General features: G+C 61.2%; 14 protein-coding genes. 10 read left to right on the forward strand and 4 right to left on the reverse strand.

Features of this window, described 5'->3' with window-relative positions:
* Positions 1-83: 83 nt before the first annotated feature.
* From QRN33_RS01455 to QRN33_RS01500, 10 genes are all read left to right on the forward strand, one after another.
* Complete coding sequence (locus tag QRN33_RS01455; RefSeq protein ID WP_038860475.1) at positions 84-839, forward strand: heme ABC transporter permease; 756 nt, start codon at positions 84-86, stop codon at positions 837-839.
* The gene (ccmD, locus tag QRN33_RS01460; protein ID WP_039763617.1) at positions 836-1,012 is read left to right on the forward strand and encodes a heme exporter protein CcmD; all 177 of its coding nucleotides are present in this window, start codon (positions 836-838) and stop codon (positions 1,010-1,012) included. Before QRN33_RS01455 ends, ccmD begins: the two co-directional genes overlap by 4 nt.
* On the forward strand, positions 1,009-1,464 hold the full coding sequence (gene ccmE / locus QRN33_RS01465) for a cytochrome c maturation protein CcmE (protein WP_016771044.1): 456 nt from the start codon (positions 1,009-1,011) through the stop codon (positions 1,462-1,464). Before ccmD ends, ccmE begins: the two co-directional genes overlap by 4 nt.
* Positions 1,465-1,467: 3 nt before the next feature.
* On the forward strand, positions 1,468-3,456 hold the full coding sequence (locus QRN33_RS01470; RefSeq protein WP_064365458.1) for a heme lyase CcmF/NrfE family subunit: 1,989 nt from the start codon (positions 1,468-1,470) through the stop codon (positions 3,454-3,456).
* A complete protein-coding gene (locus tag QRN33_RS01475) occupies positions 3,453-3,989 on the forward strand; it encodes a DsbE family thiol:disulfide interchange protein (protein ID WP_064365457.1) in 537 nt (178 codons plus the stop codon). The genes QRN33_RS01470 and QRN33_RS01475 overlap by 4 nt, the downstream gene beginning before the upstream one ends.
* A complete protein-coding gene (locus tag QRN33_RS01480; protein ID WP_064365456.1) occupies positions 3,986-4,456 on the forward strand; it encodes a cytochrome c-type biogenesis protein in 471 nt (156 codons plus the stop codon). The genes QRN33_RS01475 and QRN33_RS01480 overlap by 4 nt, the downstream gene beginning before the upstream one ends.
* Positions 4,453-5,652 (forward strand): c-type cytochrome biogenesis protein CcmI, encoded by a 1,200-nt coding sequence (gene ccmI / locus QRN33_RS01485; protein ID WP_285406352.1) that lies wholly within the window; start codon positions 4,453-4,455, stop codon positions 5,650-5,652. Before QRN33_RS01480 ends, ccmI begins: the two co-directional genes overlap by 4 nt.
* 25 nt (positions 5,653-5,677) lie before the next feature.
* Positions 5,678-6,082, forward strand: coding sequence for a hypothetical protein (locus QRN33_RS01490; protein ID WP_065617394.1), 405 nt, complete (start codon positions 5,678-5,680; stop codon positions 6,080-6,082).
* A gap of 145 nt (positions 6,083-6,227) precedes the next feature.
* Positions 6,228-6,440, forward strand: coding sequence for a type II toxin-antitoxin system HicA family toxin (locus tag QRN33_RS01495; protein ID WP_042607563.1), 213 nt, complete (start codon positions 6,228-6,230; stop codon positions 6,438-6,440).
* Positions 6,440-6,844, forward strand: coding sequence for a type II toxin-antitoxin system HicB family antitoxin (locus QRN33_RS01500; RefSeq protein WP_064365452.1), 405 nt, complete (start codon positions 6,440-6,442; stop codon positions 6,842-6,844). Before QRN33_RS01495 ends, QRN33_RS01500 begins: the two co-directional genes overlap by 1 nt.
* A 112-nt stretch (positions 6,845-6,956) precedes the next feature.
* Here the strand turns inward: QRN33_RS01500 and QRN33_RS01505 are convergent, their stop codons facing one another.
* From QRN33_RS01505 to QRN33_RS01520, 4 genes are all read right to left on the reverse strand, one after another.
* On the reverse strand, positions 6,957-8,156 hold the full coding sequence (locus QRN33_RS01505; protein WP_281921845.1) for an MFS transporter: 1,200 nt from the start codon (positions 8,154-8,156) through the stop codon (positions 6,957-6,959).
* A 408-nt stretch (positions 8,157-8,564) separates the two neighbouring features.
* Positions 8,565-9,563, reverse strand: a complete 999-nt coding sequence (locus tag QRN33_RS01510) for a sulfate ABC transporter substrate-binding protein (protein ID WP_042607566.1) — start codon at positions 9,561-9,563, stop codon at positions 8,565-8,567.
* A gap of 175 nt (positions 9,564-9,738) precedes the next feature.
* A complete protein-coding gene (locus tag QRN33_RS01515; RefSeq protein WP_285406366.1) occupies positions 9,739-10,563 on the reverse strand; it encodes an ion transporter in 825 nt (274 codons plus the stop codon).
* Between the two features lie 21 nt (positions 10,564-10,584).
* The gene (locus tag QRN33_RS01520) at positions 10,585-11,499 is read right to left on the reverse strand and encodes an urea transporter (protein WP_285406369.1); all 915 of its coding nucleotides are present in this window, start codon (positions 11,497-11,499) and stop codon (positions 10,585-10,587) included.
* Positions 11,500-11,547 lie beyond the last annotated feature (48 nt).

Raw genomic sequence — 11,547 nt, forward strand, 5'->3', positions numbered from 1 at the left:
CAAAAATTGACCACTTCTTTCAGAAGAAAGGCATGACCCTCTGCCAGCTCGCGATGATGAGCGGCAACCGTGATGGAAACAGTATGAACTGGACCTGGTTTCACAAGCTCGGCTCGCCCAAGTGGTTCTACGGCATCAGCGGCAAGTTCCTGCCGTGGTTGAGCATCGCAGCGTTGCTGCTGATCGGCGTTGGTGTGGTCTGGGGGCTGGCGTTCGCGCCGCCGGATTATCAGCAAGGCAACAGCTTCCGCATCATCTACATTCACGTGCCTGCCGCGATGCTCGCCCAGTCGATCTACGTGATGCTCGCGGTGTGCGGCGTGGTCGGGCTGGTGTGGAAGATGAAACTGGCCGACGTCGCTCTGCAATGTGCTGCGCCGATCGGTGCGTGGATGACTGCGGTGGCGTTGGTTACCGGGGCGATCTGGGGCAAGCCGACCTGGGGCTCGTGGTGGGTCTGGGATGCACGCCTGACTTCGATGCTGATTCTGCTGTTCCTGTATTTCGGCGTGATCGCGCTGGGCAATGCCATCAGCAACCGCGACAGCGCCGCCAAGGCCTGCGCGGTGCTGGCGATCGTTGGGGTGATCAACATTCCGATCATCAAATACTCGGTGGAGTGGTGGAACACCCTGCATCAGGGCGCGACGTTCACCCTCACCGAAAAACCGGCGATGCCGGCGGAAATGTGGCTGCCGCTGCTGCTGACGGTGCTGGGCTTCTACTGCTTCTTCGGCGCTGTGCTGTTGCTGCGCATGCGCCTTGAAGTGCTCAAGCGCGAAGCCCGCGCCAGTTGGGTGAAAACCGAAGTGCAGCAGAGTCTGGAGGCGGCGCGATGAGTTTTGCTTCATTCGGCGACTTCCTCGCCATGGGCCATCACGGCCTGTATGTCTGGTCGGCCTATGGCATCTGTCTGGCGGTGCTGGCCCTCAACGTGGTGGCGCCGATTGCGGCGCGCAAGCGTTATCTGCAACAAGAGGCGCGTCGTCTGCGCCGGGAGAACGGCCAGTGAATGCGCTGCGCAAAAAACGTCTGATCATCATTCTGGCGATTCTGGTCGGAGTGGGCGCTGCTGTCGGCCTGGCCCTGAGCGCGCTGCAGGAAAACATCAATCTGTTTTACACGCCGACGCAGATCGCCAACGGTGAAGCGCCGCAGGACACGCGCATCCGCGCCGGCGGCATGGTCGAGGCCGGTTCGCTGCAACGATCCAAGGATTCGCTGGACGTCAAGTTCGTCGTCACCGATTTCAACAAGTCCGTGACCATCGCTTATCGCGGCATCCTCCCGGATCTGTTCCGCGAAGGGCAGGGCATCGTCGCCCTCGGCAAGCTCAACGCCGACGGCGTGGTGGTGGCCGATGAAGTGCTGGCCAAGCACGACGAGAAGTACATGCCGCCGGAAGTGACCAAAGCGCTGAAGGACAGCGGTCAATCCGCGCCGACGCCTGTGAAGGAGGGTTGATCGATGGCAGCCGCATTGTTTATTCCTGAACTGGGCCATCTGGCGATGATTCTCGCCCTGTGTTTTGCACTGGTCCAAGCGGTGGTGCCGATGCTCGGCGCGTGGCGCGGCGACCGTTTGTGGATGAGCCTGGCGCAACCGGCAGCGTGGGGTCAGTTTGCCTTTCTGCTGTTTGCCTTTGGCTGCCTGACCTACGCGTTCATGACCGACGATTTCTCCGTCGGCTATGTGGCGATGAACTCCAACAGCGCGCTGCCGTGGTACTACAAATTCAGCGCGGTGTGGGGCGCCCACGAAGGCTCGCTGCTGCTGTGGGCACTGATCCTCGGCGGCTGGACTTTCGCCGTGTCGGTGTTCTCCCGGCAGTTGCCGCAAGTCATGCTCGCTCGCGTGCTGGCGGTGATGGGCATGATCAGCACCGGTTTCCTGCTGTTCCTGATTCTTACCTCGAACCCGTTCTCGCGGATCCTGCCGCAGATCCCGGCGGACGGTCGCGACTTGAATCCGTTGCTGCAGGACATCGGCCTGATCGTGCATCCGCCGATGCTCTACATGGGTTATGTCGGTTTCTCCGTGGCGTTCGCATTTGCCATCGCCGCGCTGCTCGGCGGTCGTCTCGATGCGGCGTGGGCGCGCTGGTCGCGGCCGTGGACCATCGTCGCCTGGGCGTTCCTCGGCATCGGCATCACCCTCGGTTCGTGGTGGGCGTATTACGAACTCGGCTGGGGCGGCTGGTGGTTCTGGGACCCGGTGGAAAACGCCTCGTTCATGCCATGGCTGGTCGGCACTGCGTTGATCCACTCGCTGGCGGTCACCGAAAAACGCGGCGTGTTCAAGAGCTGGACGGTGTTGCTGGCGATCGCCGCGTTCTCGTTGAGCCTGCTCGGCACCTTCCTCGTCCGCTCGGGCGTGCTGACCTCGGTGCACGCGTTTGCCTCGGACCCCGAGCGCGGCGTGTTCATTCTGATTTTCCTGCTGTTCGTGGTGGGCGGTTCGCTGACCCTTTTCGCCCTGCGCGCGCCAGTGGTGAAAAGTCAGGTCGGCTTCAATCTGTGGTCACGTGAAACCTTGCTGCTGGGCAACAACCTGGTGTTGGTCGTCGCGGCGTCGATGATCCTCCTCGGCACTTTATATCCGCTGATTCTCGATGCCATCAGCGGCGCGAAGCTGTCGGTCGGCCCACCGTATTTCAATGCGCTGTTCATTCCGTTGATGGCGTTGCTGATGCTGGTCATGGCGGTCGGTGTGATCGTGCGCTGGAAGGACACGCCGGTGAAATGGCTGGCGAGCATGCTCACCCCGGTGCTGCTCGGCAGCGTCGCACTGGCCGTGGTGGCCGGTGTGGCCTATGGCGATTTCAACTGGGCGGTGATTGCGACGTTCCTGCTGGCCGCGTGGGTGCTGCTTGCCGGCGTGCGCGATCTGCTCGACAAGACCCGCCACAAAGGCCTGATCAAAGGCTTGCCGACGCTGACCCGCAGCTATTGGGGCATGCAGATCGCCCACCTCGGCATCGCTGTGTGCGCGCTGGGTGTGGTGTTGTCGAGCCAGAACAGTGCCGAGCGTGACCTGCGCCTGGCGCCGGGCGAGGCGATGGACCTGGCCGGCTATCAGTTCGTCTTCGAAGGCGCCAAACATTTCGAGGGGCCGAACTTTACCTCGGACAAAGGCACCATCCGCGTCATTCGCGACGGCCAGGAAATCAGCGTGCTGCATCCGGAAAAACGTCTATACACGGTGCAGAATTCGGTGATGACCGAAGCTGGCATCGATGCCGGTTTCACCCGCGATCTCTACGTCGCCCTCGGCGAGCCGCTGGATAACGGCGCCTGGGCCGTGCGCGTACACGTCAAACCGTTCGTGCGCTGGATCTGGTTCGGCGGCTTGCTCACCGGATTGGGTGGTTTGCTGGCGGCGCTGGATCGGCGTTATCGGGTCAAGGTGAAAAGCAAAGTGCGCGAAGCGCTGGGCATGACGGGAGCGGCGGCATGAGGCGTTGGTTAATGTTATTGCCGCTGGCGATTTTTCTGCTGGTGGCGGTGTTTCTTTATCGTGGCCTGTATCTCGATCCGGCGGAGTTGCCGTCGGCGATGATCAACAAGCCATTCCCGGAGTTTTCCCTGCCGAGCGTGCAGGGTGACAAGACGCTGACCAAGGCCGACATCCTCGGCAAACCGGCGCTGGTCAATGTCTGGGGCACCTGGTGCATTTCCTGCCGGGTCGAGCATCCGGTGCTGAACAAACTCGCCGAGCGCGGCGTGGTGATCTACGGCATCAACTACAAGGACACCAACGCCGATGCCTTGAAATGGCTGGCCGAGTTCCACAATCCGTACGCGCTGGATATTCGTGATGACGAAGGCTCGCTGGGCCTCAACCTCGGTGTCTACGGCGCGCCGGAAACCTTCTTCATCGATGCCAAGGGCGTCATCCGCGACAAGTTCGTCGGGGTGATCGACGAGCAGGTCTGGCGCGAGAAACTCGCGGCCAAATATCAGGCGCTGGTCGATGAGGCCACGCCATGAAGCGTTTTCTCGCAGCAGTGCTGTTGGGCTTGAGCCTGGCCGGTGTCGCGCAAGCGGCCATCGACACCTACGAGTTCGCCAACGAGGGCGACCGCGAGCGTTTCCGCGAACTGACCAAGGAACTGCGCTGCCCCAAGTGCCAGAACCAGGACATCGCCGACTCCAACGCGCCGATCGCCGCCGACCTGCGCAAAGAGATTTTCCGCATGCTCGGCGAGGGCAAGGACAATCAGCAGATCATCGACTTCATGGTCGATCGTTACGGTGATTTCGTCCGCTACAAACCGGCGCTCAATGCGAAGACCGCGCTGTTGTGGTTCGGCCCGGCCGGTCTGCTGCTCGGCGGTTTCGTAGTGATCGTGCTGATCGTGCGCAGGCGTCGCGGGCAACGTGCCGAAACCCCGTCATCGCTGTCAGCCGAAGAACGTCAGCGCCTCGACCAACTGTTGGATAAAAACCAAGAATGATTGATTTCTGGCTCGCCGCAGGGCTGTTGCTTCTGGTCGCCCTGAGTTTTCTGCTGATCCCGGTGCTGCGCGAACGCCGCGCCCAGCGCGAAGAAGATCGCACCGCGCTGAACGTCGCGCTGTATCAGGAGCGGGTTGCCGAACTGCAAGCGCAGCAGGCCGAAGGCGTGCTCGATGCCGCGCAACTGGACAGTGGCCGCGCGGAAGCTGCACGTGAATTGCTCGCCGACACCGAAGGCGTCACCGCACCGCGTGTCTCGCGCCTTGGCAAGCCGTTGCCGCTGCTGGCCGCCGTGTTGGTGCCGGTGCTGGGCCTTGGTCTGTACCTGCATTTCGGCGCCGCCGACAAAGTCGAACTGACCCGCGAATTCGCCCAGGCACCACAGTCGATGGAAGAGATGACCCAGCGTCTGGAGCGTGCGGTCGCCGCACAACCGGATTCCGCCGAAGGCCTGTATTTCCTTGGCCGTACCTACATGGCTCAAGACCGCCCGGCGGACGCGGCGAAGATGTTCGAACGCGCCGCCAACCTCGCCGGTCGCCAGCCGGAACTGCTTGGCCAGTGGGCGCAGGCGCAGTATTTCGCCGACGGTAAGAAATGGTCAGAGAAGATTCAGGCACTGACCGACGAAGCGCTGAAGGCCGACCCGAAAGAAGTCACCAGCCTCGGCCTGCTTGGCATCGCCGCGTTCGAAGGCGAGCGGTATCAAGAAGCAATCGACTACTGGAATCGCCTGCTCGCGCAACTGCCGCCGGAAGACAACTCGCGCACTGCGCTGCAAGGCGGCATCGAGCGTGCCGCCGAACGCCTGAAGGCCAGCGGTGGTCAGGTTGCCGAGGCTCCGGCGCCGAAAGCTGCGTTGCTGAAAGTCAGCGTTGATCTGGCCAGCGAACTCAAAGGCAAGGTGCAACCGGGCGACAGCGTGTTCATCTTCGCCCGCGCCACTTCTGGCCCACCGGCGCCGCTGGCGGCGAAACGCCTGACCGTCGCCGACCTGCCAGTGACCGTCGAACTGGGCGACGCCGATGCAATGATGCCGCAGTTGAAACTGTCCAACTTCCCTGAAGTCCAACTGGTTGCGCGCATCTCACGGGCCGGTCAACCGACTGCCGGGGAATGGATCGGTCGCAGCGGCCCCTTGGCCAGCAGCACCACTGCGCCACAAAAACTGACCATCGACAGCCCGGACCAGTAACCGGACCCAACAGGAAAGCACCGCCATGCACACCATCGCCCGCATCACAGTCCTCACACTGGCCCTGGGCTTGAGTGCATGTGCGGTACAACGCCCGGAACCGACCACCAGCCTGCCGCCGATTCCGCCGTCGCAACCGAGCCCGACCCCGTCGACCTCGCCGACCCCCGGCAAAAGCATCCCGGCCAAACCCGCCAAGCCGGTGCCACGCACCTCCGCCAGCTTCGCGCCGCCACCGGGCGGCAACAGCCACTGGGACCAGAAACTCGGCGTCTACGTCCTCGACGACCAGACCAACACCTTCTACCGCCAGCGCACCTACTACCGCTGGAACAACGGCTGGAGCCGCTCGGTCAGCCCCAACGGCCCGTGGGAAGACACCAATATCCACGGCGTACCGCCGGGGTTGGGCAAGCAGTTCGGGCAGTAAGAGAAACGGCGATCCTGGGATCGCCGTTTTTTTGCCGTTTGAATCACACCTTGTAAAACAACCCACCATCACCCCGTCCCATTCTGTGCTTGAGTAAAGATAACTCTAGAGTTATTTTTAGTGGGCCAGGCCGTGGAGGCGGTTGGTGCAGAGCAGGCTGTTGATGAAGGAGCTGGAGGAGGCTGGCTGGACGTTGGATCGGGTTGCCGGCAGTCATCACATTTTCACTCATCGTTACAACCCGAACACGATTGCCGTCCCGCATCCGAAAAAGGATTTACCACTGGGGACAGTCACAAGCATCAGGCGGCGCGCGGGGTTGTTCAGCCCGCCAACCCGTCATGAAGGAGATCCGTAATGCAATATCCCATCTGCATCGAGTGGGGTGACGAGAACACTGCCATCGGTATTCAAATCCCCGATATTCCCGGCGCAGTCACGGCCGGGGACAGCTTCGAAGAGGCTTACAACGCGGCCGTGGAAGTCGCGCATCTCATGCTGCAGGAGATCGCGGCGGCCGGGCAGGCGATTCCGATGCCGACTTCGGCAGCGGCGCATCGCAGCCATCCGGATTTTGCCGGGATGGGCTGGGGCATGCTCGAGCTGGATATCTCGCCGTATCTGGGCAAGACCGAGAAGGTCAACGTTACGCTGCCTGGCTATGTGATTCAGCGTATTGATCGCTATGTGCGCGAGCATAACGTCAAAAGCCGCTCCTCGTTCCTGGCGGATGCGGCGATGGAGAAACTGGTTCGGTATTGAGGGTCTACGCAATTGTGGGAGCGAGCCTGCTCGCGAAGGCGTCAGGTCAGGCACTGATCTGCGGCAGACACACCGCCTTCGCGAGCAGGCTCGCTCCCACTATGACATCGCGTCAGGACGCGACTTTTCGTTGCGCCAGAGAGGCGTTTTGCGATGCACTCAAAAACCGCAACAACGCCAACAACGGGAACACGCTGCCGACAATCACGATCCACAACCAGCCGCCATGCTCGTACACCGCGCTGGCTACCGACGAGCCGAAGGCGCCGCCGATGAAGATGCTGGTCATGTACAGCGCGTTCAAACGGCCGCGACTTTTCGCGTCCAGCGAGTACACCGCGCGCTGGCCGAGGACCATGTTCATCTGCACACAGAAGTCGAGGACCACGCCGGTCACGGCCAGGCCGATGACGCTATAGGCCGGGTGGATGAAGGCGGGCAGGAAGCTCAGGCTGGCGAAGAGCATGGCCAGCAGCGAGGCGATGCGTGTGTGGCCGGCATCGGCGAGGCGGCCACTGATTGGCGCGGCGATGGCACCGATGGCGCCCACGAGGGCGAATATGGCGATCTCGCTTTGCGACAGGCCATGGTTGCGCGCCAGTTCCAGCGGCACGGCGGTCCAGAACAGGCTGAACGTGGCAAACATGCAGCCCTGATAAAACGCCCGCTGACGCAGCACGGGTTGTTGGCGCAGCAGTGTCCACAGCGAGCCGATCAATTGGCCATAGGTGGCGCTGTGATCGGGCTGGCGCTTGGGTACGGTCAGTGCCAGCACCACGCTGATTGCCGCCATCAACGCTGCGGCGATCATGAACATGGCACGCCAGCCGAGGTGGTCGGCGACCACGCTCGACACCGGTCGCGCCAGCAGAATACCCAGCAGCAGACCGCCCATGATTCCGCCGACCACGCGGCCACGGGATTCTTCCGGCGCCAGATGCGCAGCCAGCGGAATCAGGATCTGCACCGACACCGAGCTGAAGCCGACCAGCAGCGAGATCAGCAGAAACACGTTGGGCTGCTCGGTAAACGCCGCGCCCAGCAGACTGGCGATCGCCACCAGCGTGGTGATGATCATCAGCCGCCGGTTTTCCAGCAGATCGCCCAGCGGCACCAGAAAGAACAGGCCCAGCGCGTAACCGATCTGGGTCAGCGAGACGATGAAACTGGCCGTGGTGTCGGAGAGGCCGATGTCCGGCGCGATCAGGCCGATGATCGGCTGTGCGTAGTAGATGTTGGCAACGATGGCGCCGCAGCAGAACGCGAACAGCAGGACCATGCCTCGGGTCATTGCGTGAGGAGTGGTGGTCATAGGGGATCTCGGGTGGGGCACAGGAAAGCGGAGAGGCTAATGGACAACGTGGACGGGCAGAAGACGTTTTCGGATGATAACTGTTATTACGTTGTGTAATGACTTCTGGATGGTTACGGGGGAAGGCTGGATGTGTTTGTTCATTCAACAAAAGCCCCTCACCCTAGCCCTCTCCCGGAGGGAGAGGGAACTGATTGGGGGATGCTTGGGATATGCGCCGACCTGAAGGTGCGACAGTGAATCCATGATCGTTCCAAACCATAATCCACTCGGTCCTTCAGGTCGATGTTTGACGCGAGACGGCTCGGTCGGCTCCCTCTCCCTCTGGGAGAGGGCTGGGGTGAGGGGCTTCTGGCTCAACAAAAAGGCGACCTTGGTGGGTCGCCTTTTGATTTTTCAGATCAAGCCTTACTGCCCGCTATAAATCTGATCAAACACCCCACCATCATTGAAGTGAGTCTTCTGCACCGTGCGCCAGTCACCAAAAGTCTTCTCCACCGAAAGGAAATCGACTTTCGGGAAACGGTCGGTGTACTTCGCCAGCACCGCCGGGTCACGTGGGCGCAGGTAGTTGGCTGCAGCGATTTCCTGACCTTCCGGCGACCACAGGTACTTCAGATATTCGTCTGCCGCAGCGCGCGAGCCTTTCTTGTCGACCACTTTGTCGACCACGGAAACCGGCGGCTCGGCTTCGGCGGAGACGCTTGGGTAGATCACTTCGAACTGATCGCGACCGAATTCGCGAGCGATCATTTCCGCTTCGTTTTCGAAGGTCACCAGCACATCGCCGATCTGGTTGGTCATGAACGTGGTGGTAGCGGCGCGGCCACCTGTATCCAACACTGGCGCCTGCTTGAACAGCTTGCCAACGAAGTCCTTGGCCTTGTTCTCGTCACCGCCATTCTTCAGCACATAACCCCAGGCCGACAGGTAGGTGTAACGGCCATTACCCGAGGTTTTCGGGTTGGGCACGATCACTTGCACGCCATCCTTGAGCAGGTCCGGCCAGTCTTTCAACGCTTTCGGGTTGCCCTTGCGAACGATGAACACCGTGGCTGATGTGAACGGAGCGCTGTTGTTCGGCAGGCGCGTGACCCAGTTGTCCGGCACCAGTTTGCCGTTGTCGGCGAGGGCGTTGATGTCGGTGGCCATGTTCATGGTGATGACGTCAGCCGGCAGGCCATCGATCACCGAGCGTGCCTGCTTGCTCGAGCCGCCGAAGGACATTTGTACGGTGATGTTTTCCTTGTGCTCGGCTTGCCAGTGTTTCTGGAACGCAGTGTTGTAGTCCTTGTAGAAATCGCGCATCACGTCGTAGGAAACGTTAAGCAGCGTCGGTGCTGCCTGGGCGATGTTGGCCAAGGCCAGGCCGGCGGCGAGAAGTGAGGCGCCAAAGAGTTTTTTCACTGCGCATTCCTTGTTGGTTATCGATGTAGGAGCTGCCGAAGGCTGCGATCTTTTGATCTTGAAAACAAAGTCAAAAAGATCGCAGCCTTCGGCAGCTCCTACAAGGGGTGATGTTCAATTGCCAGCGACTATAACGGGCCACGCATAGGCGCTTAAAGATTAAAAAGCTCTGTGCTTATTCCACTTTCTTGAACAGCTGGCTGCCGCAGCGCGAACAGAACGCCGCGTTCTGCTCGTGGGTCTTTTTCTGACACCCCGGGCAGTCATGTTGCAGCTGCTCGCCGCGCATGGCATTGGCCAGCTCAGCGGTAAAAATCCCCGTGGGCACAGCGATGATCGAATAACCGGTAATCATCACCAGCGAGGAAATCACCTGGCCCAGCGGCGTCTTCGGCACGATGTCGCCGAAACCCACAGTGGTCAAGGTCACGATCGCCCAATAGATGCCCTTGGGAATGCTGGTGAAACCATGTTCGGGCCCTTCGATCACGTACATCAGCGTGCCGAACACTGTCACCAGCGTGCATACGCTGACCAGAAACACGACGATTTTCTGCTTGCTGCCGCGCAGCGCCGACATCAGGTAGTTGGCCTGCTTGAGATAGGGGCTGAGTTTGAGCACGCGGAAAATCCGCAGCATCCGGATAATCCGGATGATCAGCAGGTACTGCGCATCGCTGTAATACAGCGCGAGGATGCCCGGGACGATCGCCAGCAGATCCACCAGCCCATAAAAGCTGAAGGCATAGCGCAGCGGCTTGGGCGAGCAGTACAGCCGCAGGATGTACTCACCGAGGAAGATCGCCGTGAAGCCCCACTCTATATAGGCCAGTACGTCGGCGTAATTGCGGTGAATGCTGTCGATACTGTCGAGCATCACGATCACCAGACTGGCGAGGATGATCAACAGCAGGATGCCGTCGAAGCGACGCCCGGCCGGGGTGTCGCTCTGGAAAATCATGACGTAGAGCCGTTCGCGCCAATTGTTGCTGCTGTCCATGAATAACGCCTGAATCGAAGATCAGCGCAGCCTAGGGTGATTGTCCTCGTGAGCGCAAGACTCATGCGCAAGCGACGCTTTGCCCAGCATCTGGATGCCGACGCGAATCAGCCAGCAGGCGAGGATGAACGGCGCGGTCAGCGTCGCCAGTCCCGCAGCAGCAAACAGCGGCGTCACCAACAGCGCCAGGACAATCCCGAGCAGTGGCAGCCACGGATGATGCCGTTGGGCGCTGAAGGCGAGGGCGGCGAGCAGGGCGTTGTAGCCACCGAGGCCGAGCAGCGCGGCGGATGTCTCGTGGTGCAGCAGACTGGAGCCGAGGCCGATCGCCGACGCCAACAGCGCCCAGCAGAAAGCGCGACGATCGGCGAGCAGCAAACCACTGGCGATCAATGCCCCGGCCAATGGATGGTCGAGGAACATCACCTGGCCGAATCCGCGCAGTTCAGCGGCCAGCACATTCGCCGTAGTCAGATCGATCAACGCCGCCGGCGCGGACGGTTCGGCGAACACCAGCAGCACCCAACCTATCGCCACGAACGGCGAGGTGTACGCCGGTATGGAACGGCTGCGATACACATGTTTGAGCCATTGCTGAGTGAGCATCGCGCTCAAGCCACCGGCCGCGAGAATCAGCGGCGGCAGCAGCGGCGACCAGGGGAAATACAGGCTCAACAGCAGACCGAGCAATACGCCGTTGTAGCTGAACAGCCCGGCCTGGCGATCAGGCTTGGCGTAGTTGCGCCGCTGCGCGGTGAGCAGACCGGCAACGCCACCGAGCAGCGCTCCGGCGAACAGCACCGGCGCCGTCAGCAGAATTGCCAACAGACACAGCAGGCCGCACAGCGGATGGCGCTGGAAGAAAATCTGACTGAAACCGTTGAGCAAAGCCTCGGCCCAGTCGGGGCAGTGGGTGTTGAAATGATTGGCAGGCATGGCATTTCTGAAAGTCAGGGAAAACCGAGGCGCCTGCTTCGCGAGCAG

The sequence above is a fragment of the Pseudomonas sp. FR229a genome (assembly GCF_030209115.1).
Lineage (GTDB): Bacteria > Pseudomonadota > Gammaproteobacteria > Pseudomonadales > Pseudomonadaceae > Aquipseudomonas > Aquipseudomonas moraviensis_A.

Coding starts and splice junctions, on each gene's coding strand:
- QRN33_RS01470 (WP_064365458.1), top strand. CDS start 1,468: ATGGCAGCCGCATTGTTTATTCCTGAACTGGGCCATCTGGCGATGATT.
- QRN33_RS01500 (WP_064365452.1), top strand. CDS start 6,440: ATGCAATATCCCATCTGCATCGAGTGGGGTGACGAGAACACTGCCATC.
- ccmI (WP_285406352.1), top strand. CDS start 4,453: ATGATTGATTTCTGGCTCGCCGCAGGGCTGTTGCTTCTGGTCGCCCTG.
- QRN33_RS01480 (WP_064365456.1), top strand. CDS start 3,986: ATGAAGCGTTTTCTCGCAGCAGTGCTGTTGGGCTTGAGCCTGGCCGGT.
- QRN33_RS01515 (WP_285406366.1), bottom strand. CDS start 10,563: ATGGACAGCAGCAACAATTGGCGCGAACGGCTCTACGTCATGATTTTC.
- QRN33_RS01490 (WP_065617394.1), top strand. CDS start 5,678: ATGCACACCATCGCCCGCATCACAGTCCTCACACTGGCCCTGGGCTTG.
- QRN33_RS01505 (WP_281921845.1), bottom strand. CDS start 8,156: ATGACCACCACTCCTCACGCAATGACCCGAGGCATGGTCCTGCTGTTC.
- QRN33_RS01520 (WP_285406369.1), bottom strand. CDS start 11,499: ATGCCTGCCAATCATTTCAACACCCACTGCCCCGACTGGGCCGAGGCT.
- QRN33_RS01475 (WP_064365457.1), top strand. CDS start 3,453: ATGAGGCGTTGGTTAATGTTATTGCCGCTGGCGATTTTTCTGCTGGTG.
- QRN33_RS01455 (WP_038860475.1), top strand. CDS start 84: ATGAACTGGACCTGGTTTCACAAGCTCGGCTCGCCCAAGTGGTTCTAC.
- ccmD (WP_039763617.1), top strand. CDS start 836: ATGAGTTTTGCTTCATTCGGCGACTTCCTCGCCATGGGCCATCACGGC.